This window comes from Micromonospora sp. CA-111912 (assembly GCF_050948415.1).
GTDB lineage: Bacteria > Actinomycetota > Actinomycetes > Mycobacteriales > Micromonosporaceae > Micromonospora.
In genome coordinates this window covers 3705353-3728055 of the sequence record NZ_CP192007.1, presented here as the reverse complement: position 1 = coordinate 3728055, position 22703 = coordinate 3705353, and the positions used below count along the sequence as shown (strand labels likewise).

Here is a 22703-nt window from a genome sequence, read left to right as displayed (position 1 = left end):
GTGCCTCAGCGCCACCGGTGCTGCCGGTTCCCGCGCGGCGGGTGACGCCGCTCGGGAGGCGGTGGGGGTCGAGCCGCTGCCTCGCGCAGCGGACGCGATGCCACCCACGCAGCTGAAGTCTTGTCGGGTCAGGGATGGCTTTCCGCTGCCGCGCCGAGTCCGGCCCAGGAGCGCAGCAACCATCCGCCGATCGAGTCGACAGGTCCCGCGCCGGGGCCGTCGACGATTCGCTCGACGACCTCGGCGCGGGTGAACCAGCGCGCTTCGAGCAACTCCGCACCGTCGACGTCGATCCGTTCGTCGAGCGCCTGCCCGATGAACCCGATCATCATCCCGGCCGGGAACGGCCACCCCTGGGAGCCCTGGTAGGTGACGGGGCCGACCGCGACGCCCGCCTCCTCGGCGGCCTCGCGGCGTACCGTGCCCTCCAGGCTCTCGCCGATCTCGACGAAGCCGGCCAGCAACGAGAAGTTGTCCGGGCCCGCGCCGTGGTGCCGGGCCAGCAGGCAGCGAGGCTGCGGGCCGGGGATCTCGATCAGCACGATCACGGCCGGCTCGATCCGGGGAAACAGCAGCCGATTGCACTCCGGGCCGGCACACACCCGGACGTGGCCGGCCTGGGCGCTGCGGGCGGGCGACCCGCAGGCGCCGCAGAAGCGGGCGTGGCGGTTCCAATGAAGCAGACCGCGCGCGTACGCCAGGGTCGCGGCGCGCGGGTGCGGCAGGCTGGCTGCCAGCGTACGCAGATCGGTGCTCGTCTGCGCGGCGCACAATCGCAGCGCGGCGGGCTCGTCGGCGGCGCTCAGGTCGGCGGCGAAGACGGGCGTGCCGTCGTCCAGGCCGAGCAGCACCAACTCGTCGGCGTCGGCCGCGATCTTTCGGCACCGGGCGCCGGTCGCGACGACCGGGACGCCGGCGGCCAGAAGGCAGCGGTCCCGCCACATCGGCACCAGCCGGACGTCGGGGCGGGCGAACTGGCCGGCAACCCACTCGGGGTCAGCACGCCGGCCCGGGACCCGGTCGTGCGGTGTCCCGGTATAGGCCAGATCGTCGAACGCCACCCGGGGTTTCTACCACGGGCCCCAGCACCCGAGGGCGTTGAGCCCTTCCGGCCATCAGCCGCTACCCCCGGGGAGATCATCCGCCATCGGGCCCACCATGCGGACAGCTCTACCCTTGCTGCACGCCGGCCGTCCCGAGCTGGGGCGGTACGCCGAAGACCCGGCCTCACGGCCCCGGACATCGATGGGACAGTCATGCGAGTCGTCGTTATCGGCGGAAGTGGTCATATCGGAACATTCCTCGTCCCCCGGCTGGTGCGCGCCGGCCACGAGGTGCTGAGCATCAGCCGCGGCACCAGCACCCCCTACGCCGACGAGCCCGAGTGGCAGCAGGTGCACCGGGTCGTCGCCGACCGGGAGCGGGAAGACCGCGAGGGCACCTTCGGCGACACGGTGGCCGGGCTCCGCCCGGATGTCGTGGTCGACCTGGTCTGCTTCACCCTGGAATCGGCCACCGCGCTGGTCGGGAGCCTCCGCGGCCGGGCCGGGCACCTGCTGCACTGTGGGTCCACCTGGCGCTACGGGCACAGTCACCACGTGCCGACCTCCGAAGCGTCGGGCACCGCCCCGTTCGGCGAGTACGGGATCCAGAAGGACCGCATCGCCCGGATGCTGAAGGCGGAGACCGACTCCGGGGGCCTGGTGACCACGTCGCTGCACCCCGGGCACATCGTCGGTCCCGGCTGGCACCCGATCGGCCCGCTGGGCAACGTCGACCCCGCGGTCTGGCAGACGCTCTCGGCCGGACGTCCGCTGCAGGTCCCCGGTAGCGGCGTCGAGCTGATGCACCACGTGCACGCCGACGACGTCGCCCAGGCCTTCGAGCAGGCAATCGAGCGCCGGGACGCGGCGGCGGGCGAGGACTTCGCCATCGTCGCCCCCACCGCGCTGAACGTCCGGGGGTACGCCCACGAGGCCGCCGGCTGGTTCGGGCACACCGGGTCGCTGGAATCGGTGACCTGGGAAGAATTCCGTCAGACCACGACGCCGGAGCACGCCGAGTTGAGCTGGGAACACCTCTACCGCAGCCACTGCTTCAGCATCGAGAAGGCCAGAACCCTGCTCGGCTATGCGCCGCGCTACGAACCGCAGGCCGCCGTGCTCGAATCCGTCCGCTGGCTGATCGACCACGACGAGTTGGAGGTAGCCCGACCGCTCACCGTATGAAGCAGGCAAGACCGGTATCCGTCTCCGGCCGGTTGTAGTCTCGGCCCTCATGAGCTGGCTGCCCGACGACTTCGTCCACCCCGTCCGTGTGCCCGTGCCCGGCACCGCGCTTCACCTCCGGCCGATCCGGGAGGCGGACACCGCGATCGACTACCCCGCCGTGATGGGCTCCCGGGAGCGCCTGTGGGAGATCTTCGGCCCGGCCTGGGGTTGGCCCAGCGAGACGATGACGTACGAGGAGGACCGCATCGACCTCCTGCGGCACGAGAAGGAGATAGCCGCGCACCAGTCGTTCAACTACGCGCTGCTGGACGAGGAGGAGACGGCGGTCCTCGGCTGCGTCTACATCGACCCGCCCGAGCGCACCGGCGCCGACGCGGAGGTCTCCTGGTGGGTGGTGGACGACCTCGTCGGCGGCGAGGCGGAACGCGCGCTCGACGCGCTGGTGCCGCAGTGGATCGCCGCCGACTGGCCCTTCCAGCAGCCCCGCTGCATCGGCCGTGACATCACCTGGCGGGACTGGCTCGCGCTGCCGCCCGCCTCGTGAGCGGGTTCGTGGTGTCGGCTTCGCGTGGCCACCCGGTCGCTGAGTTGGTCAACTGCGCACGGCCTTCCTGAGCAGCTTCTTGATCGCCGCCTCGCCCTTCTCGCTCAACTCCGTCAGGGCGAAGGACGTCGCCCACATGCCGTGGTCCTCGTCGAGCTTCGCCTCCGCCGTGAACCCGAACGACGAGTAGCGCTCCTTGTCCACCTGGCCGCTGCGGAAGAAGCACACCACCTTTCCACCCCGGGCGTAGGCGGGTTGGCCGTACCACAGCTTCGGGGCCAATTCCGGAGCGGTTTCCGCGACGATGGCGTGCAGGCGCCCGGCCACCGCACGGTCCGGCTCCGCCATCTCGGCGATCTTCGCGAGCACGTCCTTCTCGTCGGCCGCCGCCTTGCTCGCGCTCTTGCTGCGGCGAGCCTCCGCCCTCAACTCCGCCGCGCGGTCCTTGATGGCGGCGCGCTCGACCTCGGAGAAGCTCTCCTCGGAAGACGTGCCCTGCTTGCTTACCTTGCTGGCCTTCGACGCAGCGCTCACGTAGGTGCCGCTCCTCTCGTCCGTCACCGTGCTCGGCGTGGTCGTTCACGCTAGCCGCAGGCGACGAGACGCGCCTTCTCGAATCCTGACCGGTTGATCGGCGGGACGGCAGCGCCGCGCGGCGAGGTCGCCGGGATCTGTGCGATGTCCGAGCCGCAGACCGTGTCCGAGCCGCAGACCGTGGCCGACGGAGACCGGCTGGACCCGCAGAACTCTTCCCGACGCTAAGAAATTTAGCACGGGCCGGTGGTCCCCGGTATCGAACGATTTACTGATTACCCGCCCCGCGTGATCTGGCTAAATTCGCAGCCGAATCAACGGGGAAAGGATCCGAATTCCGTGCAGGGTCTACAGGGTCAGAAAAATAGCCATCCTTCGGGTGGGAAATCGACCGAGGAGGAGGAGCGAAAGCCGTCTATGCTGGTCCGGCGGGGGCTGATTCCGGATACGCGTCCGCAGCGGATTCTCGCTCTGGCGACGTTCGTCAACATGATCGGCAGCGGCGTCTTCATGGTCAGCGCCGCGCTTTTCTTCACCCGTGTCGTCGGGCTTTCCCTGGCTCAGGTCGGCATCGGAATGGGCATCGCGGCTGCCGTTGGCCTCCTGACCGGCGTGCCGGTCGGGCACCTCGCCGACCGACGAGGACCGCGAGAAATCTATCTCTGGATGCTCGTCATTCAGGGCGCGGCGATGGCAGCGCTGGTCCTCGTACAGTCGTTCTGGATGTTCCTGGTGGCGCTGTGCCTGAGCGAACTCGCTCGCTCGGCCGGGGGAGCCGCGCGTGGCCCACTGGTTCGCGGAGTCGGCGGTGCCGACCTCACCACATACCGCGCCTACCTGCGCTCAATCGCGAACCTCGCCGGCAGTTGCTCCGCCGTGGCCGCCGGCTTCGCAGTGCAGTACGACTCGCGTCCGGCCTACCTGGCCCTGGTGCTGGGTAATGCGCTCTCCTTCGCGGCCAGTGCCGCCATCATCGCCGCGCTGCCGTCGCTGCCGCCCCTGCCCGCACCGCAGACGGCCAGCCGCTGGGAGGTGCTCAAGGACCGGTCGTACGTGGCCGTGACCGTGCTCGACGGCATCATGTCGGTCCACCATCAGGTGCTGTTGTTCGCACTGCCGCTCTGGATCGTCGGACACACCAGCGCACCACGGTGGCTGATCGGCGCGGGAGCATTCGTCAACACCGCCCTGGTGGTGCTGCTCCAGATCAGGGCCAGTCGGGGAGTGACCGACAGCATCACCGCCGGGAGAGCCGTGCGGCGTGCGGGTGTGGCGTTCTTCGTCGGCATGGCCGCGATGGCCGCAGCGGCAGGACTCTCCTCGCGCCTTGCGCTCATCGGCATCGTCCTCGGCGTCATCGTCCACACGATCGGTGAACTCTGGCACACGGCCGGCTCGCTGGAACTCCGATTCAGCCTCGCTCCCGCCCACGCCCAGGGGCAGTACATGGGACTGTTCGGATTCGGAGCCGGCCTGGCGAACGTGGTCGCCCCCACCGTGCTGGCGCTCTTCTGCATCGCCTGGGGGGTCCCTGGTTGGCTCCTGCTCGGCGGGGTGTTCGTCGCGGGGGGTCTGGTGACGCCGTACGTCGTGCGGTGGGCGGAACGGACGCGCCCGTACGCGGAGCAACCCGCCTAACCGGGCGGGCCCTCCCACTACGGTCGGCCCGCTCCTCACGGGGGGAGCGGGCCGACGCCCGGCCCACAGCGTCACCGCTGGATGAGCGGCGAAGCGCCGACCGATTCGTGATCCCGGTTCGGCATCTGCTCAGGTCACCAGGCCGGCGCGGTAGGCGTAGACCACCGCCTGCACGCGGTCGCGCAGTTCGAGCTTGGTGAGGATGCGCGACACGTACGTCTTGACGGTCTCCTGGCTGATCACCAGCGTCGCGGCGATCTCGGCATTGGACAGGCCGTCGGCGATGAGGCGCAACACCTCCAGTTCGCGCGGGGTCAGCCCCACGTCCTGCGGCGTGCCCTCGGCGGGACGGATCCGCGCCGCGTACCTGCCCACGAGCTGCCGGGTCACCTCGGGCGCCAGCAGCGCGGCCCCGCTCGCGACCGTGCGGATGCCGTGCAGCAGTTGCGCCGGAGGGGCGTCCTTGAGCAGGAACCCGCTCGCTCCCGCGCGCAGCGCCTCGTACACGTACTCGTCGAGGTTGAACGTCGTCACCACGAGCACCTTGACGGGGTGGGCCACCCCGGCGCCGGCCAGCAGGCGGGTCGCCCTGATGCCGTCGAGCACCGGCATCCGTATGTCCATCACGACCACGTCCGGGTGCAGCCGGCCGGCGAGGTCGACCGCCGCGCGCCCGTCCCCGCACTCGCCGACGACCTCGAGGTCGGGCTGCGCGTCGATGATCGTGGCGAAGCCGGTGCGGATCAGCGCCTGGTCGTCGCAGACCAGCACCCGGACCGGCGCGGTCACGACGGGCTCCCGGTGGGGATGGTGGCCCGTACGACGAAGCCGTCGCCCGCCCGTTGTCCCGCGCTGAACTCACCGCCGAGCACGCCGACGCGTTCGCGGAGCCCGGCGAGGCCGCGCCCGCCCCCGCCGGGGGCCGTGGCGTGCGGATCCGAGCCGTCGGTGCTGACCTCCACGGTGATCTCCCCTTCGCCGTGGCGCACGTGGACGGTGGTGCGGCTGCCGTGGGCGTACTTGAGGGCGTTCGTCAGCGCCTCCTGCACGACACGATAGGCCGCGACCTCGGCGCCGCCGGTCGTTTCCGCCGGCGTGCCCTCCTCGGTGAACTCCACCGGCTGCCCGGCCTGCCGGGTCTGCTCCACGAGGGCGTGGAGCTCGCCGACGGACGGCGTGCGCGGACCGGTGCCGTGGTCGGGGTTGAGCAGATCGAGCAGGTGCCGCAGGTCGGTGATGGCCCGCCGGCCGGTGTCGGTGATGGCCGTCAGGGTCGTGTCGAGGCGTTCGGGGGCGGCGGTCAGGTAGCGCGCCGCCTCGGCCTGCACCACCATCGCCGTCACGTGGTGGGTCACCACGTCGTGGAGTTCTCGGGCGATGCGGGTGCGTTCGGCGGTGCGGGCGGTCAGGTCGACCTGGCGGCGGCGTTCGGCCTCGGCGGCCCGGGACTGCCGCAGCCAGGCCCCGATGCCCCAGGCGAGGGCCATCAGCAGGTAGAACGTGGCGAACCCGGTCACGCCCTCGGCCGACCCATGCCGGTCCAGCGCGACGGCCAGGGACACGTACGCGGCGGAGGCCAGGACCACGGTGGTGCGCCGATGACGTTCCAGATGGGCTCCCGCGCTCACCAGCGCGATGGCCAGCGCGGAGCCCGCGACCGTGTGATAGGCGCGGAGCTGGTCGATCGCGAAGCCGAGCGACACCAGCGCGAGGCAGACGGCCGGCCAGCGCCGGCGGACGGCGAGCGGTAGGCACTCCAGCGCGACCACCACGGCGGTCAGCGCGTCGAAGGGACGCGCCGGCAGGTCGCCGAGCTGCGTCCCGTGGTGGTGCAGCGCCGGCACCACCGACGCGAGGGCGAGCAGCAGCGCGGGCGGGAGGTCCCGGACCGTGACGTCCCACCGCCGCCACGAGTCCGGAACCGTCCGAAGGCGGATCATCAGGAAACCGTAGCGGTCGCCGGCTCGACGCCGACCGCGCGGCGGCGACGCGGGACGAGGTGACCGCGGCGGTGGGCCAGCCACATGAACACCAGGGTCAGCGCCACCCCGGCCGCGACCGTGTAGAGGCTGCCCTCCGGCCCGAAGTCGCCGCCGGTGAGCAGGGCCGGGCCCGACATCGTGGCGTCCAGCAGCCCCTTCGACTCGCCGTTGCCGGAGACCACGACGCTGAAGATGCCGCCCGCGGCGAAGTTCCAGCCGAAGTGCAGCCCGATCGGCACCCACAGGTTGCGGGTGGCGGCGTAGCAGGCAGCGAGCATGAAACCCGCCTCGATCGCGATGGCGACCGCGCCCCACAGGCTGGCGTCCGGGTTGAGCAGGTGCATCAGGCCGAATACCACGCCGGTCAGCCCCATCGCGATCCAGGTCCCCGTGCGTTCCTCGACGATGCGGAACAGGACGCCCCGGAAGAGCAACTCCTCGGTCGTGGCGGCGGCGGCCATGAACCCGAGCAGCCCCACCGCACCCGTCACCGAGCCCAGGCCGTTGACGTGGTAGCCGCCGACGAAGGCGATGTTGACGATGACGGCCGCGAACATCCCGACCCCGATCAGCGCCCCCCGGGCGATCCGGGTGCCGGCGCCGGCCCGGGCCACCTCCGTGGGCTCGCGGCGTTCGGTGCGTCGCACCACCCACCCGTAGACGAGGACCGCAGCCACGACCGTCAGCACGCCGAGGGCCAGGGTCAGCCAAGCGTTCCCCTGCACCGCAGCGAGGGCCTGACTGCCGGCGAAGGTGACCGCCACGACGGCCACGAGCTGCTTCAACAGACGCATGTTGATTCCTTCGAGAGGTCCGCGGCCGGAGCGCTGCGGCTAGGCAGAACGCTATGGATTCGCGGGCCGGGAAACGTCACCACACGGGGGACACTTGCGGGTAGCTCGCACGGGGGACAAGCGCCTGCTGACCTTCGCTGCCTCAGTCACCGGACTTGTCGCTCGCCTGCTGGCCCCGCTCGGTGCTGTCCGTCCGGGGCTTTCCGCCTCGACCGCGCTACCTGCCGATTTACGTGGTCATGGTCCACTGTGCACCTGGCGCGGATACCGGCCCCGGACAGGGCAAGTTTCGAGAAGTATGGCGTCGATCGCCGATGTGAAACTCATGGATCTCTTACGACCAGAAGGCAGAGTGATCATGAGTAGCGATTCGGTACTCCTGCTTTTTCCCATCATCGTGGGCATCGTCATGCTCGGGCTCGGACTCACCCTGACCCTTGAGGACTTCCGCCGGGTGGTGAAATACCCCAAGGCGATGGTGGTCTGCCTGGTCGCCCAGATGCTGATCCTGCCGGCTATCTGCCTGGGCCTGGTGGTCGCGTTCAACCTGCGCCCCGAGCTGGCGGTCGGCATGATGCTGCTCGCCGCCTCGCCCGGCGGCAGCACGGCCAGCCTCTACAGCCACCTGTTCAAGGGCGACCTGGCGCTCAACATCTCGCTGACCGCCGTGAACTCGGTGCTGGCGCTGTTCACGCTGCCGATCATCGTGAACCTGTCGGTGTCGGCCTTCGTCGGATCGGACAGCTCGCTCGGCCTCCAGTTCGACAAGGTGATCCAGGTGTTCGCCCTGGTCCTGATCCCGATCGCCATCGGCATGGTCATCCGCGCGAAGTTCACCGCCGCCGCGCAGCGCATGGAGCGCACCGTCAAGATCCTCTCCGTGGTGGCGCTGATCGTGATGATCTCCGGTGTGATCGCCGGCCTGGGCGCGGAGGTGTTCGACATCCTCGGGGAGATCATCCTCGCGGTGGTGGCGTTCAACCTGATCAGCATGGCGGTCGGCTACTTCGGCCCGCGCCTGCTCAAGGTCGGCGAGCGCGCGTCGATCGCCTCGGCGTTCGAGATCGGCCTGCACAACGCCAGCCTGGCCATCACCATCGGAATGAGCCCGACGCTGCTCGACAACTCCACGATGGCGATGCCGTCGGTGACGTACGGCTTCGTCATGTTCTTCACCGCCGCTGTCTTCGGCATCATCGTCTCCCGCCGCGTGCGGGCCACGACCCCGACCGGCGACCTGTCGGCGACCCCGAGCCGGGTGTGACCTCTGGCCCGCGCCGGATCCGGATCCCCGTTCGGCGCGGGCGCGGACTGTTACATCACTGTCCATCGATGCCCGGCATGCGCACGTGCGGTGTGCATCATCAGCGGAGCGGACGGAGGCAGATGAGCACTCCGGAAACTCGACGTGTTCGAGTCGACAATCCGACAGGAGGCGATGTGGGGGGCGGAACTGCTTTAGTTCCCTGCGGGTGGCTGGGCAGGGGAGTTGCCCTCCCTGAGTAGTCGGCCAGCACCGAACGAATCGGTCGGCAGCGGCCGAAAGCCAATCGCCGCCTACGAACAGGCCCGTCATCCCCGCCGGATGACGGGCCTGTTCGATTCGAGGTAGCCGTCATAATCACTTGTCCGGCGGCAACTGAGAGCAACTTGGTGTCCGAGGACGGGCGCAAGGATGCCGCCCGATAACTACTCTTTCCCGGAGAGGAGGACGGTTGCCCCCGTCCGACCACCCCTTCCATCTTTGGATGGCCACCGACCAAACACGGACCGTCGTTGCCCTCGCTCGACTGAAGGTCTCCCGAGCTCTCCTGCGGCACGAATGGGGAAGTGTCACGGACCTGAGGGCCGCCCCGGTGGCGCAGAGTTCACCCAACGTCGTGGGTGTCGTCGTGCTCGTGGTGCTGGTCGTGGTCGGGGCCCTCGGGCTTTGCGCCGCCGGTGCGCCTTTACTGGTGGTCTTCTTCTTGGCAGCGCTGGCTCTGGGCATCGGCCTGGCCGTGGCGCTGGCGAAGGCAGTTCCGGGTGAGGTGACTGCGCCGGACCTGGCGAAGTTCCCGGAGATCCATCAGACCCTCGACGCCCCGGAGGAGCGTAGGGACTTCTTCGACCTCATCGCGCTCGCGGAGCGCGCGGGCCGGACACTTCCCTCGCTTGAAAGCGTGATCGATCCGTCGGAGGGCGGGCAGTCGCTCGCCCAAGCGCTGTGGGAAGGCGCGGACCTTCTCGGCCGCCGCCAGCAGTTGCGTCCGCAGATGGCCACGTTGGGCCGCCAGTCCACGTCGGGCAGCCAGGCGGCAAGTCGGGTCGCGGAGTCCCTGGCAGAACAGAAGGCCAACTCGCAGCGCCTGTGGAACGAGACGAACCAAGCGTTCGCCAGGCTCCGGACCACCATCGAGCTCGCGGCCGTCGCGGGTGAAAACGCCGCTTACGACCAGCAGGCGGTCGGGGCGGCGCGGGAGTCGTACCAGGAACTGAGCAAGTTGTACGGCCAACGGTCCTAGCCGTACCGGCGACATCCACAGATGAAGGCGCCGCGCAGTCGGGGCTTGATGCGAACGCGCTGCCGACCGGTACGAGCTGACTGCGGCATTCTCGTTGCCGGAACCGGCGGCGTGGCCGGGGCACGGCACCAGGTCCGGCATCTGCTGAGCGCCGTGGGCCGCCTCTGCGCGGGCATTACCCGGCCGCCGAAATGTAGAACGCACTTCTGATCCACCTGGAACCGCTTGGAGGAAGAAACGATGGGGCGACCACTCACGCTCGCGGAGATCCTTGCCGTGCTGGACGATCCGCGCACTACGCGCGATCTCCAGCGCTACTTCGGTGCCGCAGGCCAACCGCCGTATACCGGTGCGTACTTCGAACGCCTCGGCGGTGGTGGCGATCGTGTCGACCTGGCGAACGTGATCACGGCCGACGACCTGGTGGCGATTGAGCTGCTGAGCGTGCGCATTCCCGCGCAGACGGCGCTGGATCTTCTGCAGGGGGAGCATGGTCAGCAACTCTCGGCAGAACTGGCCGCAATCCCGTGCGACGTCGACCTGGGTGACGAGGAAGCGCTGCCGCTGATCGTGCCGGGTGGCCACGCGGACATCGCCTGGCGTTCGCTGAAGGGTTTGACGGGTATCGAGTGGGTCATCGCCAGCAAGCTGCTCGCCCGGAAGCGGCCCGCGCTCGTGCCCGTCTACGACGGCGTCGTCTCCTGCGCGTTCGGCACCGGCACCAAATTCTGGCAGTGGCTGCACGCGTTGCTCGGTGCGGACGGCGGCGTTCTCCGGCAGCGACTCGACGAGTACCAGGCCAAGGCCGGCCTGCCGGCACAGGTCAGCAGGCTTCGGATACTCGATGTGGTGTTCTGGATGCGCCATGAGGGCGAGCATCTGAAGAATGGCTGCCCGGGCCTGCGCTGACCCGTACCTGCAACGGCAGCGCGCCCGGCGAGGCCCGCCGGACGCGCTGCCGATTGTGGTACGGCCCCATCGGCTACCGCTTGGCGGCCGACCCCTTGGCGGCGGCGACGGGGTAGCGGGTGGCGACTTCGTCCAACTTTGTCAGCGCCGCTTCCAGCAGGTCGATACCGAGCACGTCGGCTAGGCGGATGAGGTAGATCGTCACGTCGCCGATCTCCGCCTTGACCCGGGCACCGGCCTCGGGATCGTCCATCACGGTGGCGGCCTGTTCGGGCGTCAGCCACTGGAACTCGGCCAGCAGTTCACCGACCTCGCCGGCGAGGGCCATCGCGAGGTTCTTCGGCGTGTGGAACTGCTGCCAGTCCCGCTCCTCGGCGAACGCTCGCACCCTGGCAGTCAGCTCGTCCACTGCATCCTCTACATCGTGGCGGTGTCGCACTCGTGATCACGGTACCAATCGGGCGTCGTCACAGGGTAACGACGGCGTCCTCGGCAAAGGTGAACAGGCCGGCGTCGAAGGTGACGGTCTTGAGCTTCGTGCCCTTCGGGAGGTCGAAGAAGACGTTCGCCCGCATCGAGTTGCCCGGGTTGATCTCGTCGAGGAAGCCCTTGGCGTCGTCGTTCCCGTAGATGGCGGCCTCCCCGTCGGCGTCGAACGTCCGTCCGGCGGCATCTTCGGCGGTGACCGTGCCGTCGGCGTGGAACAGGTGGGCCGACTTCGTCACGTTCTTCACCGTGATGTTCACCCGGCAGAAGCTGCCCTGGGCCTTGTGGTTCAGGAACGAGTCGCCGACCTGCGAGATGCCGCACTTGACGCCGTTGACGGTGAACTCGAAGTCGCCCCCTCGTACCTTGTCCCCGACCCCGTACGACTTGGGGCCGGCGGGCGACGGCGGTGTGGACTTCTTTGGGGCAGCGCTGGTCTTGGTGGCCGCAGACGGGGGGCGAGTGGTGCCCGGCCCGCCCCGGTGCGACGATCATGATCGTCCCCGAACGTGGCGAGGAGAGCGCGATGATCAGTGACGCCGAGCTGGACGACTGCCGGCGGGTCGCCGAGGACGCGGCGCGCCTCGGCGGGCAAGAGCTGCTGCTGCGCTTCGGCGACCACGGCCGGGTCGACTACAAGACGGCGCCCACCGACCCGGTGAGCGACGCGGACCGGGCCAGCGAGGCGCGGATCGTCGAGCTGCTGCGTGCCCGCCGGCCCGACGACGGCATCATGGCCGAGGAGGGCAGCGGCCACGTCGGTGGCTCCGGGCTGCGCTGGGTGCTGGACCCGCTGGACGGCACCGTCAACTACGTGTCCGGGATACCGTTCTGGTGCGTCAGCGTGGCCTGCGAGGAGGAGACGGCCGACGGCTGGCAGCCGGTCGTCGGGGTGATCCTCGACCCGGTGCACGACGAGCTGTTCCACGCCGTCCGGGGCCGGGGCGCGTACCTGGGCGACACCCCGCTGGCCCGGCCCGCCGGCACCGCCCTCGACGAGGTCATCCTCGCCAGCGGGTACGCGTACGACGTCGCCCACCGCAGGGTGCAGGCGGCCGTCGTGGCCGACCTCGCCGGTGACGTACGCGGAGTGCGGATGCTCGGCTCCACCGCGCTGGCCCTGTGCTGGGTGGCCGCCGGGCGCTGCGACGCGTACGTCGAGGATCGCGCCTTCCGCTGGGACTGGGCCGCCGGCCTGGTGATCGCCACCGAGGCCGGCGCGGCCGTCGAGGTGGACGGCAGCCGGGTGCTCGCCGCGCCGCCGGAGCTGATCGACGATCTCCGGCCCCGGGTCGCCGCGCTGGGCTGACCGCCGAAACAGTGCGACGAGCCGCCCGGCGTGGGGGTTGCGCCGGGCGGCTCGCCAGTCGGGGAAGGCTCAGAGGAAGAGGGTGTTCGGGCCCAGGCCGCAGACGACCCGGCCGTACAGCTCGGTGTTGGTGTCGGGGTTGATGAGCCCGTGCAGGCTCATCGCGTTGATGTCCCGGGCGATCCGCTGGATCGGCACGTCACGGTAGATGGACGAGCCGCCGCTGGCGGAGGCGAAGATGTCCACCGCCTCCTTGGCCAGCCGGGTGGCCCAGCCGTGGTCGGCGCGGACCCGGGCCCGCTCCTCCAGCGTCCACTCCGCGCCGCTGGCCGCCTTGCTGTCGACCAGGTCGGCGGCGTGGTACGCGTGGAACTCGGCCTGGTCGATCTTCATGAGCGCGGTGCCGATCTTCAGGTGGGTGACCGGCGCCTCGCTCTGGTTCTCGTAGTCGGTGTAGGTGATCCCCCGGCCGGGGAGCCGGTCGAGGAACTCGTCTCGCGCGGACTTGGCCACGCCGACCGCCGCGCCCACGCCGGACGCCGCCGCGTTCAGCGCGGCCGGGGTGCGCCAGACGGGGGAGTCGGCGTTTCCCTGCGACAGGCCCTGCGGGATCATGGCCGCGCTCATCGGGATGATGTGGCTGCTCGGCACGAACACGTCGCGGGCCACCGTGGTGACGCTGCCGGTGGCGGTCAGGCCGGTGGTGTACCAGTCGTCGACGATCTCCAGGCTACCGATCGGGATCAGCGCCATGATCGGCTCCGGCTCGGCATCCGGGCGCAGCAGGACCGCGGCGATCTCCTGCCACTGCGCGTGGTGCGCCCCGCTGATGAAGTGCCAGCTGCCGTTGACGACGACGCCCCCGTCGGTGGGGACGGCCGTGCCGCCGACGCTGTTGGTGCCGCACACCCGGGCGTTGGGTGTGGCGAACACCTCGTCCTGGGCCTCGTCGGGGAACAGACCGGCGAGCCAGGTGGGTATCCACAGCACGGAGGTGACCCAGGCGGTGCTGGCGTCGCCCCGGCCCAACTCGGTGGCGACCGCCACGAGCGTGCGGGTGTCCACCTCGTACCCGCCGTAGCGGCGGGGCGTGCGGAGCTTGAACAGCCCGGCCTCCTCGATCGCGGCCACCGTCTCGTCGTGGAGGCGACGGTTCTCCTCCTGCCACGCCGCGTGTTTGCGGATCAGCGGGACGAGATCCGCGGCGCGCTGGACGAGCTCCTCGCGGCTGGGTGCTTCGGTGATCGTGGGCACATGTCCTCCTCAACGGGCGACCGGATCGATCGGAATCCTGTCTGCCAAGCGCCATCGACGCTGTCACATCCCGACTGCCGCGGCCTCTTCCGGATTGCTCGTTGCCGGTGCGGGTTCGGCCGGTGAAAAAGGCACGAGCGGAGAAGGCGGCCCCTCCGTGGCCGTGTCAGGGTCGCAGGTGTCGCCCGGTCTTCGTGTGGGCCGGCGGCGACCGTCGAGGGAGGAACGATGAGTTTTCCGCAGATCGTCTCGCGTGAGGAATGGACCACTGCCCGGGAAAGGCTGCTGGAGGAGGAGAAGGCGCTGACCCGCGCCCGCGACCAGCTCAGCGCCGCGCGCCGGGCCATGCCCGTGGTGCCGGTGGAGAAGGAGTACGTGTTCGCCTCGCCCACCGGTGAGGTGACGCTGCTCGAACTGTTCCAGGGGCGCCGCCAGCTGCTCGTCCGGCACTTCATGTTCGCCCCGAACGCGGAGGAGGGCTGCGTCGGCTGCTCGATGCAGGCCGACAACGTCGGGGACCTGTCGCACATGCACGCTCGAGACACCTCGTTCGTGATGATCGCCCGGGCCCCGCTGGAGAAGATCGAGCAGTTCAAGGCCCGGATGGGCTGGGCACACATCCCGTGGGTGTCCTCGTACGGCAGCGACTTCAACTACGACTTCAACGTCACTATGGAGAAGGGCGAGCTGCCGGCGGTCAGCTCCTTCATCCGCGAGGGCGAGAAGATCTTCCACGCCAGCTCGGTGTTCGACCGGGGCGGCGAGGTGTTCATCAACACCTACAACTACCTCGACGTCACCCCGCTGGGCCGGCAGGAGGAGGAGCTGGCGCACCCGTGGGACTGGTGGCGGCACCACGACCGCTACGACGCCGAGCAGGCCGCCAACCCGGGCGAGAACTGGTGGACCGGGCTGAACAAGTTCCAGGTGCGCCACGAGAGCCCGGCCGATCAGCAGCCGACGGAGACCGCGGCGCAGTGACGGCGGCGCGGTGGGGTGCGGCGGCACCTTACCGTCCGCGGCGGCCGGTTCCCGGCCGGCGGCTTCGGCCGTCGCCGGGAGCCGGCCGCCGTCGCGCGTGAGGCAGGACGCCCGGCCCTGGCCGCCGCGACGGCGCGACGCCTGGGGCCCTGCGTCGTTCGGATAGTGATCGTTTCAGCCGTGCGTCGTTCGGGTCGCGGTCCGTTCGGGTCGCGCCGGGGCGGCGCGCGGGATCAGGAGGGGACGGCGACGCTGTGCCGCTGGGCCGGCACCGGGGTCGCGGCGCGCCGGGGGACACCGCCGAGCATCCGCAGCGCCGCCGCCGACGGCGAGCCGGCCTCGACGGTGAAGGTCACCAGCATCAGGTTCGGGGCCTCCTCCAGCCGCAGCGTGTGCTGGTTGACCGTCAGCGCGCCGACCACCGGGTGGGCCATGTCGTAGGTCATCGTCTCGCAGGTGCTGACCGGGTGCTCGGCCCACATCCCGGCGAACTCCGGGCTGCGCGACAGCAGCTCCTCGACCAGCCCGACGACCCGGCGGTCGTCGCGGTAGCGGCCCACGGCCATCCGCAGGTACGCCACCACGGAGCGGGCCTTGCCCGGCCAGTCGGCGTACAACTCGCGCATCCGGGGGTCGAGGAAGACCGACCGGCTCATGTTGGGCGCCTCGTCGAGGTGCCAGGCGAGCAGGGCGTGGCCCAGCGGGTTCCAGGTGTGCACGTCCGTCGCGGCGCTGAGCACCATCGCCGGCACGTCGGGCATCATCGCGAGCATCTGGCGCAGGGCCGGCGGCGCGGAGCTGGCCCGGACCGCCCGCTCGGGCGCCGTCCGGCCGGGGCGGGCCAGCGTGAACAGGTGCGCCCGCTCGTTGCCGCCGAGCTGCAACGCCCGGGCGACCGCGTCGAGCACCTCGTCGGACACGTTGTGCGCCTGGCCCTGCTCCAGCCGGGTGTAATAGGAGACGCTGACCCCGGCGAGCTGGGCCAGCTCCTCGCGGCGCAGCCCGGACACCCGCCGGCGCTCGCCGTAGCGCGCCAGGCCGGCGTCCTGCGGCCGGATGACACCGCGTCGCGATCGGAGGAACTCGCCCAGCGGATTCATGCGACTCAGTATGACGGACCAGCATGACACTGTCAGTGGTACCCGCCGTGGAAGTACCAACGGTTTCCGGCCGGACGGGGAGGGGAATCCGCCGCGCCCGGCCGGGGCCAGCCGTCCGGACCGGTCAGGCCGTCTCGGCCAGGAAGCGCATGATGTGGTCGTTGGTGATGTCCGGCTGCTCGGTGAGCGGGACATGCCGCGAGTCGGGGACCAGCGCGCCGACCGAGCCCTTCGGCAGCGCCTCGACGATCCGGGCGAGCTTCTCCTCGTTCATCCCGAAGGCGACGTCCTGGACGCCGAAGATGTTCAGCGTCGGCTGGCTCGGCAGAGCCCCCCACAGCGCGGCCTGCTCGGCGGCCCACTCGGGGCCGCCGAACGTCGCGGCGGGGAAGTTGGTGCGGTACATGCCGAGTGCGGCGTTCAGGTTCTCCGGGGTGCCGAGGGCGGCCCGGATGTCGGCCAGGTCCTGGGTGACGTCGTAGCCGTCCCTTGAGTACTTGTGCAACATGAACTCCAGGAAGGCAAGGTCGTTGGCGGCGACCAGCTCGTTGGCGGCGGCCATCTGGAAGAACCAGAAGTGGGCCTGGATGTTGATGCCCCGGGGGTCGAGCAGGTACTCGCCGAAGAACTGGAACGGCGGCACGTCGCAGGCGACCAGCCGCGACCACCGCTGCGGTTCCTGCACCGCTGCGGCCCAGCAGCTGGCCGCCCCGAAGTCGTGCCCGATCAGCACGGCCCGCTCGTCCCCACCCAGGACCTGGTGCAGGGCGTTGACGTCGGCCGCCATGTCGCGGAGGTGTTCGCCGCCGGGCGGCGGGACCGAGCTGGGGGCGAAGCCGCGGGTCCACGGGGCCACGGCCCGGTAGCCGGCGTCGGCCAGCACCGGCATCAGGTGCCGGAACGAGTTGGGAGTGAACGGGAAGCCGTGCACCAGCAGGGCCAACGGCCCCTCGCCCAGCTCACGGTATGCGATGTCGACACCGTTGACGGTGACCTGTGATTGACGCATGGGGTGCCTCCTCGGCGGGCATGGATTGATCCAAGACTGGCCGAGCCGAGGGTGCCCCGCTTCTCCGTGCGTGCTGCCCGTACCACGACTCGACGCCCCTCGTGCGGCATCGACCGGGATGTCCCCCGATCCGGTGAAAGACCGGGTGGTCGCGTCTGTCCCGGTCTTCCCGTCGTTGTAATGCGCGGACCTTGGGAGGGGGACCGTGGAGTACGCACTGGTGATCTTTCACGACGAGACCGGCGAGTTGAGCCCGGCGGAGATCGACGAACATCCCCGACACCGGGCCTGGCTGGACGAGGTGCGCCGGCGGGGGGCGTTCGCGGGCGGGCAGCGGCTGCGCCCCGGCCGCGTCGGCCGGACCGTTCGCACCCGGGCCGAGGGCACGCTGGTCACCGACGGGCCGTTCGTCGAGGCCCGGGAGCAGGTGGGCGGGTTCGTCCTGTTGAACTGCGTGGACCTCGACGAGGCCACCGAGCTCGCCGCCCTGCACCCGTTCGCCGAGCTGGGTGCCATCGAGGTGAGGCCGGTCTGGACCTGGTGACCTTCACCGTCGACGCCGCCGTGGCCGGCGCGTTCCGCCGGGAGTACCACCAACTCGTCGGCGGCCTCGTCGACCTCACCCGGGACCGGAGCCTGGCCGAGGACTGCGTGCAGGAGGCGTTCGCCGCCGCGCTGGAGCGCTGGCGGTGCGAGGGCGTGCCGCGCCGGCCCGGGGCGTGGCTGACCACCGTGGCGCGCAACCGGGCCATCGACCGGCTGCGCCACGAGACCGTACGCGCCGCCCGGCTGCGCGAGGCGGCGGCCGTCCTCCCGGCGTACGACGAGCTGCCGCCGGTGCCGTTCCTGATCCGGGACGTCCAGCTACGCCTGATCTTCACCTGCTGCCATCCCGCGCTGTCGTTGCCGTCGCAGGTCGCGCTGACCCTGCGTACCGTCGTGGGGCTCGGCCCGGCGGAGATCGCCCGCGCCCTGCTGGTCCCGCCGGGAACCCTGGCCCAGCGGCTGGTGCGGGCCCGGCGCAGCGTCCGCGAGGCCGGCCTGCGCTGCGAGCTGCCACCGGCCGCCGAGCTGCCCGGGCGGGCCACGGCGGTGCGCGCGGTGCTGTACCTGCTGTTCACCGAGGGGTACGCGGCCACGGCCGGCGCGGACCTGGTGCGGCGCGCATTGTGCGCGGAGGCGGTCCGGTTGGCCCGGCTGCTGGCCCGGCTGCTGCCCGACGACCCGGAGACGATCGGCCTGCTCGCGCTGCTGCTGTTGCACGAGGCCCGGCGCGATGCCCGGACCGACGCCCACGGCGACCTGGTGCCGCTGGAACGGCAGGACCGCCGGCGGTGGGACCGGGGCCGGGTGGCCGAGGGGGTGGGCCTGCTGGACCGGGCCCTGCGCCGCGGCCGACCCGGCCCGTACCAGATCCAGGCGGCGATCGTGGCCTGCCACGCCACCGCCCCGGACGCCGCACGCACCGACTGGGCTCAGATCGCCGGGCTCTACGCTGAGCTGGCGGAGCTGGCGCCGTCGGCCGTGGTCCAGCTCAACCGGGCGGTGGCGGTCGGGATGGCGCACGGCCCGCAGCGGGGCCTGGCGCTGTTGGAGCAGGTGGAGCGCTCGGGCGAGCTGGCCGGGAACCATCTCGTCCCGGCCGTCCGCGCGGATCTGTTGCGCCGGCTGGACCGGCGCGGCGAGGCGGCCGGGGCGTATCGGCGGGCGCTCGACCTGGCCGGCAACGACGCCGAGCGCCGGTACCTGCGGGGGCGGTTGGCGGAGGTGACCGGCCCGCTCCGGGACCAAGCAAAATAAAGCGTCAGAAAATGTATATTTCCCCAAGAGCTGCCCGTCGGTCTGACGAACCCGGTCCGGCACCGCCGGCCCGGCCCACGACGAGGGGATTCAGACATGTTGCTGGAGAGCAGGACCGCGATCGTCTACGGCGCTGCGGGCGCGCTGGGCGGCGCGGTGTCGCGCGCCTTCGCCCGCGAGGGCGCCACCGTCTACCTGGCCGGCCGCCACCTCGACCGGGTCGAGATGGTCGCCAAGGAGATCACCGCCGAGGGCGGCCGGGCGTACGCTCACCAGGTCGACGCGCTCGACCAGGAGTCGGTCGACGAGCACGCGGCGCTGGTCGTCGGGCAGGCCGGGAGCATCGACGTCTCGTTCAACGCCGTCGGCCTGGACCACGTGCAGGGCGTCCCGCTGCGCGAGCTGGACCTGGACGACTTCCTGATGCCGATGAACACCTTCGTCCGCACCCAGTTCCTCACCTCCACGGCGGCGGCGCGGCGGATGGTCGAGCAGCGCTCCGGGTCCATCGTCATCCTGTCCACGTCGGCGGCCCGGGCGCCGATGCCCTCGGGCGGGTTCGGCGTGGCCTGCGCCGGCATCGAGTCGCTCTCCCGGGAGCTGGCCGGGGAGGTGGGCCAGTTCGGGGTGCGGGTGGTCTGCCTGCGGCCCGACGCCATCCCGGAGAGCGTGCAGCACGGCTCGTACGTCCGCGACACGTGGCGGCGCGCGGCCGAGGCGAACGGGGCGACGCTGGAGGACATGCTGGCCGCCAAGCCCGGCATGCCCGACCCGCTGCTGGGTCGGGCGGTGACCCTGGCCGATGTCGCCGGCACCGCGGTGTACCTCGCCTCGGACCTGTCCAGCGGGCTCACCGGATCGATCACCACCGTCGGGTGTGGAGTCCTCGTCGACTGACCGACTGACGGACGGCCGCCCGGGTGCGAGGTCGCACCCGGGCGGCCGTGTCTCCTCGCCATGTGAGAAATAGAGCAAGCTCGAAGAGGGCCGGGGCGGGGTAGCGTTGGACGGGCCCCCACGGCGGGTGCTCAGGGTGCCACTGCCAGTGGTACGCACGGCAGGGAGATGGGTACCCCGACCGTGGCTACCTAATGTTTGTAATCATGGCGGAGAATCAGAGCACGTCGGAGCAGCTCAGCTCCGCGCAAAAACTTGCCCTATTCGTATTGCTCGGCGCGCAGTTCATGTTGTCGGTCGACTTCTCCATCCTCAACGTGGCCCTGCCGCGGATGGGTGAGGGCGTCGGGCTCAGCCTGGCCGACCTTCCCTGGGTCGCCAGCGCGTACGCGCTGCCCGCGGCCGGCTTCACGCTCCTGTTCGGCCGGATCGCCGACCTGTTCGGCCGGCGGCGGCTGTTCCTGACCGGCATCGCGCTGCTCACCGTGGCCTCGCTGCTCGGCGGCTTCGCGACCAACGCCACGATGCTGCTGAGCGCCCGGGTGCTGCAGGGCTTCGCCAACGCGATCGCCATCCCGGCCGCGATGGCGCTGCTGATCACGACCGTGTCCGACGAGCGGGCCCGCGCCCGGGTGCTCGGCCTCAACGGCGCGCTGCTCTCCGGTGGCTTCACCGTCGGCGCCCTGGTCGGTGGCAGCCTGGTCAGTGCCCTGGACTGGCGCTGGGCGTTCTGGATCAACGTGCCGGTGGCGGTCGCCATCATGGTGCTGACCCCGCTGGTGATCAAGGAGAGCGTCCGTCCGGCCGGCGTCAAGCTGGACGTGCCGGGCGCCGTCACGGTCACCGCCGGCCTGCTCGCCCTGGTGTACGGCGTGAGCATGCAGAACTGGATCGCGCTCGCCGTCGGCGCGGTGTTCATCGCCGCCTTCTGGTTCGTCGAGCTGAAGGCCAAGGCGCCCCTGGTGTCGCTGACCCTGCTCAACCGGCCGAACATCAAGTGGGGCAACTTCGGCGGCATGGTCGCCTTCGTGATGGCCAGCGGCATCAACTTCGGCCTCACCCTCTACATGCAGGACGTGCTCAAGATGGAGCCGTTCACCACCGGCCTGGTGTTCGGCGTGCCGGGCCTGGTGGCCGTCATCGCCGGCGTCATCGCCGGGCGCATGATCGGCCGCTACGGCTACCGCAACGTGCTCGCCGTGGGCCTGCTGGTGCAGGGGCTTACCACCGTCCCGCTGCTGCTGATCGGCACCTCGACCACCCCGAGCCTCCTGCTGATCGTCCCGTCGCTGTTCCTGATGTACTTCGGGCACGTCACGGCCGTCGTCGCCTACACGGTGACCGCCACCTCCGGGCTGGACGACTCGCAGCAGGGCCTGGCGACCGGCCTGGCCACCCTGGCCCAGCAGATCGCGGTCACCATCGGGATTCCGATCTTCGGGGCGATCGTCGCCGCCCGCACCGACGTGCTCGACGGCGTCCACCTCGCCATGCAGGTGCAGATCGTCGTGATCCTGGTGGCCGTGGCGCTGATCTGGTTCGGCCTGCGCGACCGGGGCACCACCGCCGGGCCGTCGGCCACCGGGCGGCAGGAGCCGGAGCTGACCCCCGAGGCGCAGCAGCCCGCGCCGGTGCCGGTGCCGCGCACCGTCAGCGAGAACCCGGTCTAGAGCCGGTCCCAGGGTCCGCCGTGGCGGCTGATCCACCTCCCTCGGCCGGGTGCCGACACCGTTGAACGGCGAGGCCCCCGGCGGATGGTTCATCAATGATGACCGTCCGCCGGGGGCCTCGCCGTTGTCGCCGTGACTGTGAGGGCGGGGATTCGTTCGGGTAGGCACGCTCAGAGAAGGAGCGCCCTCCACGCCTCGCCAAACTTGGTCAGTATGGACATGCCACCCGGAGGCGCGGGAGATCGGACCACGGCAAAGGGTGTGCACCGTGACGGAGTGGGCGTGGTCTCCGCCGTCGTCGCTCCGCTCGTACGGAAGGGGCACCCATGGACTATCCGGAGATAGCGCGCCTGGTGAACACCGACCCGGTGGTGCGGATCCTGTTGGAGGCGCCGATCCTGATGCGGCTCGGGTACGTGGGGCTGGACGGCCATCCACGCTCGATCCCGGTCGCCTACGTGTGGAACGGCAGGGCCTTCGTCTTCGCCAGCCCGACCACGGCGTACAAGGTCAGGGCGATCGCGGCGAATCCGCAGGTGTCCTTCACCGTGGACACCATGGCGGCTGAGCCCCGCGCGAAGGTCGCAGCGGCGCTCGGTGCGCCGGTCGCCGACTACACGCCGCTGATGATGCTGGTCCGTGGCACGGCCTCGATCGAGGTCGAGCAGGGGCTGCCCCAGGTGCACATCGACGCGTCCCGCCGGATGATCGGTGAGCACAACGTGCCGGAGTGGGAGCGCAGCAAGCGCGAGCACACCAGAGAGATGGCCCTGGTCACGATCGTGCCGACGCACGTGACCGTGTGCGACTTCATCACCCGGTTCCCGCCGCCGGCTGAGGTCAACGCCCCCGCCCACGGGGCGTCCCCAAATCCGGTGCACTGACCCGGCCGCGCACTGGTCCAGCGGTGCACCGGCCCGGCCGCGCACCGACCCGGGCGGGGGCGGTACACCCGCCCGCTCCGGCCCGCTGAGGACTCTGTGTGCCGCACTTGCGCCTCCGCGGGCCGTCCGCCACCCGGCGGGCGGCCCGTTCGGCGCCCGGCCGTCGACGTCGCGTGC

General features: G+C 70.8%; 22 protein-coding genes and 1 pseudogene. 13 read left to right on the top strand and 10 right to left on the bottom strand.

Annotated features, from left to right (window positions below; genetic code table 11):
- Positions 1 to 128: 128 nt before the first annotated feature.
- Entirely contained in the window at positions 129 to 1061 is a 933-nt protein-coding gene (gene nudC, locus ACQPZO_RS15450; RefSeq protein WP_433341643.1) for an NAD(+) diphosphatase, read from the bottom strand.
- 195 nt (positions 1062 to 1256) lie between these two features.
- Between nudC and ACQPZO_RS15445 the strand changes: the two genes are divergently transcribed.
- Positions 1257 to 2228, top strand: coding sequence for an NAD-dependent epimerase/dehydratase family protein (locus tag ACQPZO_RS15445; protein WP_433341641.1), 972 nt, complete (start codon positions 1257 to 1259; stop codon positions 2226 to 2228).
- A gap of 49 nt (positions 2229 to 2277) precedes the next feature.
- On the top strand, positions 2278 to 2775 hold the full coding sequence (locus tag ACQPZO_RS15440; RefSeq protein WP_433341639.1) for a GNAT family N-acetyltransferase: 498 nt from the start codon (positions 2278 to 2280) through the stop codon (positions 2773 to 2775).
- A 48-nt stretch (positions 2776 to 2823) separates the two neighbouring features.
- On the opposite strand, the gene ACQPZO_RS15435 is transcribed toward ACQPZO_RS15440, so the two are convergent.
- Positions 2824 to 3309 carry an iron chaperone gene (locus tag ACQPZO_RS15435; protein WP_433341637.1) on the bottom strand — a complete coding sequence of 162 codons (486 nt, stop codon included), beginning with the start codon at positions 3307 to 3309 and terminating at the stop codon, positions 2824 to 2826.
- A 339-nt stretch (positions 3310 to 3648) separates the two neighbouring features.
- On the opposite strand from ACQPZO_RS15435, the gene ACQPZO_RS15430 reads away from it, so the two are divergent.
- Positions 3649 to 4947, top strand: a complete 1299-nt coding sequence (locus ACQPZO_RS15430) for an MFS transporter (RefSeq protein WP_433341635.1) — start codon at positions 3649 to 3651, stop codon at positions 4945 to 4947.
- Positions 4948 to 5076: 129 nt separating this feature from the next.
- Here the strand turns inward: ACQPZO_RS15430 and ACQPZO_RS15425 are convergent, their stop codons facing one another.
- From ACQPZO_RS15425 to ACQPZO_RS15415, 3 genes are read right to left on the bottom strand one after another with little or no spacing between them, the layout of a single operon-like run.
- Entirely contained in the window at positions 5077 to 5736 is a 660-nt protein-coding gene (locus tag ACQPZO_RS15425; RefSeq protein ID WP_433341633.1) for a response regulator, read from the bottom strand.
- Positions 5733 to 6887, bottom strand: coding sequence for a sensor histidine kinase (locus tag ACQPZO_RS15420; protein ID WP_433341631.1), 1155 nt, complete (start codon positions 6885 to 6887; stop codon positions 5733 to 5735). Before ACQPZO_RS15420 ends, ACQPZO_RS15425 begins: the two co-directional genes overlap by 4 nt.
- Positions 6887 to 7723 (bottom strand): lysostaphin resistance A-like protein, encoded by an 837-nt coding sequence (locus tag ACQPZO_RS15415; protein ID WP_433341629.1) that lies wholly within the window; start codon positions 7721 to 7723, stop codon positions 6887 to 6889. Before ACQPZO_RS15415 ends, ACQPZO_RS15420 begins: the two co-directional genes overlap by 1 nt.
- A 358-nt stretch (positions 7724 to 8081) precedes the next feature.
- On the opposite strand from ACQPZO_RS15415, the gene ACQPZO_RS15410 reads away from it, so the two are divergent.
- The 3 genes from ACQPZO_RS15410 to ACQPZO_RS15400 all read left to right on the top strand — a co-directional run bounded on the left by ACQPZO_RS15410 (position 8082) and on the right by ACQPZO_RS15400 (position 11136).
- Positions 8082 to 8987 (top strand): bile acid:sodium symporter family protein, encoded by a 906-nt coding sequence (locus ACQPZO_RS15410; RefSeq protein ID WP_405117003.1) that lies wholly within the window; start codon positions 8082 to 8084, stop codon positions 8985 to 8987.
- 484 nt (positions 8988 to 9471) lie between these two features.
- Positions 9472 to 10227: a hypothetical protein gene (locus ACQPZO_RS15405; RefSeq protein ID WP_433341627.1), complete on the top strand. Its 756-nt coding sequence runs from the start codon at positions 9472 to 9474 to the stop codon at positions 10225 to 10227.
- 240 nt (positions 10228 to 10467) lie between these two features.
- Complete coding sequence (locus ACQPZO_RS15400) at positions 10468 to 11136, top strand: DUF6308 family protein (protein WP_433341625.1); 669 nt, start codon at positions 10468 to 10470, stop codon at positions 11134 to 11136.
- Between the two features lie 73 nt (positions 11137 to 11209).
- Here the strand turns inward: ACQPZO_RS15400 and ACQPZO_RS15395 are convergent, their stop codons facing one another.
- Positions 11210 to 11545, bottom strand: a complete 336-nt coding sequence (locus ACQPZO_RS15395; RefSeq protein WP_433341623.1) for a nucleotide pyrophosphohydrolase — start codon at positions 11543 to 11545, stop codon at positions 11210 to 11212.
- Positions 11546 to 11603: 58 nt separating this feature from the next.
- Positions 11604 to 11945 (bottom strand): annotated as a pseudogene (locus ACQPZO_RS15390) (DUF4352 domain-containing protein); the annotation flags it as partial.
- Positions 11946 to 12148: 203 nt separating this feature from the next.
- Between ACQPZO_RS15390 and ACQPZO_RS15385 the strand changes: the two are divergent.
- The gene (locus ACQPZO_RS15385) at positions 12149 to 12931 is read left to right on the top strand and encodes an inositol monophosphatase family protein (RefSeq protein WP_433341621.1); all 783 of its coding nucleotides are present in this window, start codon (positions 12149 to 12151) and stop codon (positions 12929 to 12931) included.
- Between the two features lie 69 nt (positions 12932 to 13000).
- Here ACQPZO_RS15385 and ACQPZO_RS15380 read toward each other — a convergent pair whose 3' ends face one another.
- Positions 13001 to 14185 (bottom strand): acyl-CoA dehydrogenase family protein, encoded by a 1185-nt coding sequence (locus tag ACQPZO_RS15380; protein ID WP_433341619.1) that lies wholly within the window; start codon positions 14183 to 14185, stop codon positions 13001 to 13003.
- A gap of 228 nt (positions 14186 to 14413) precedes the next feature.
- Here ACQPZO_RS15380 and ACQPZO_RS15375 point away from each other — a divergent pair, with 228 nt between their 5' ends.
- Positions 14414 to 15166: a DUF899 domain-containing protein gene (locus tag ACQPZO_RS15375; protein ID WP_433341617.1), complete on the top strand. Its 753-nt coding sequence runs from the start codon at positions 14414 to 14416 to the stop codon at positions 15164 to 15166.
- A gap of 233 nt (positions 15167 to 15399) precedes the next feature.
- Here ACQPZO_RS15375 and ACQPZO_RS15370 read toward each other — a convergent pair whose 3' ends face one another.
- The gene (locus tag ACQPZO_RS15370) at positions 15400 to 16266 is read right to left on the bottom strand and encodes a helix-turn-helix transcriptional regulator (protein WP_433341615.1); all 867 of its coding nucleotides are present in this window, start codon (positions 16264 to 16266) and stop codon (positions 15400 to 15402) included.
- 124 nt (positions 16267 to 16390) lie between these two features.
- Positions 16391 to 17275: an alpha/beta fold hydrolase gene (locus ACQPZO_RS15365; RefSeq protein ID WP_433341613.1), complete on the bottom strand. Its 885-nt coding sequence runs from the start codon at positions 17273 to 17275 to the stop codon at positions 16391 to 16393.
- Positions 17276 to 17480: 205 nt separating this feature from the next.
- Between ACQPZO_RS15365 and ACQPZO_RS15360 the strand changes: the two genes are divergently transcribed.
- The 5 genes from ACQPZO_RS15360 to ACQPZO_RS15340 all read left to right on the top strand — a co-directional run bounded on the left by ACQPZO_RS15360 (position 17481) and on the right by ACQPZO_RS15340 (position 22526).
- Positions 17481 to 17819: a YciI family protein gene (locus tag ACQPZO_RS15360; RefSeq protein WP_433341611.1), complete on the top strand. Its 339-nt coding sequence runs from the start codon at positions 17481 to 17483 to the stop codon at positions 17817 to 17819.
- Complete coding sequence (locus ACQPZO_RS15355; protein ID WP_433341609.1) at positions 17816 to 19075, top strand: RNA polymerase sigma factor; 1260 nt, start codon at positions 17816 to 17818, stop codon at positions 19073 to 19075. The genes ACQPZO_RS15360 and ACQPZO_RS15355 overlap by 4 nt, the downstream gene beginning before the upstream one ends.
- A 96-nt stretch (positions 19076 to 19171) precedes the next feature.
- On the top strand, positions 19172 to 19972 hold the full coding sequence (locus ACQPZO_RS15350; RefSeq protein ID WP_433341607.1) for an SDR family NAD(P)-dependent oxidoreductase: 801 nt from the start codon (positions 19172 to 19174) through the stop codon (positions 19970 to 19972).
- Positions 19973 to 20178: 206 nt separating this feature from the next.
- Positions 20179 to 21642: an MFS transporter gene (locus ACQPZO_RS15345; protein WP_433341605.1), complete on the top strand. Its 1464-nt coding sequence runs from the start codon at positions 20179 to 20181 to the stop codon at positions 21640 to 21642.
- A gap of 326 nt (positions 21643 to 21968) precedes the next feature.
- Positions 21969 to 22526, top strand: a complete 558-nt coding sequence (locus tag ACQPZO_RS15340; RefSeq protein WP_433341603.1) for a pyridoxamine 5'-phosphate oxidase family protein — start codon at positions 21969 to 21971, stop codon at positions 22524 to 22526.
- Positions 22527 to 22703 lie beyond the last annotated feature (177 nt).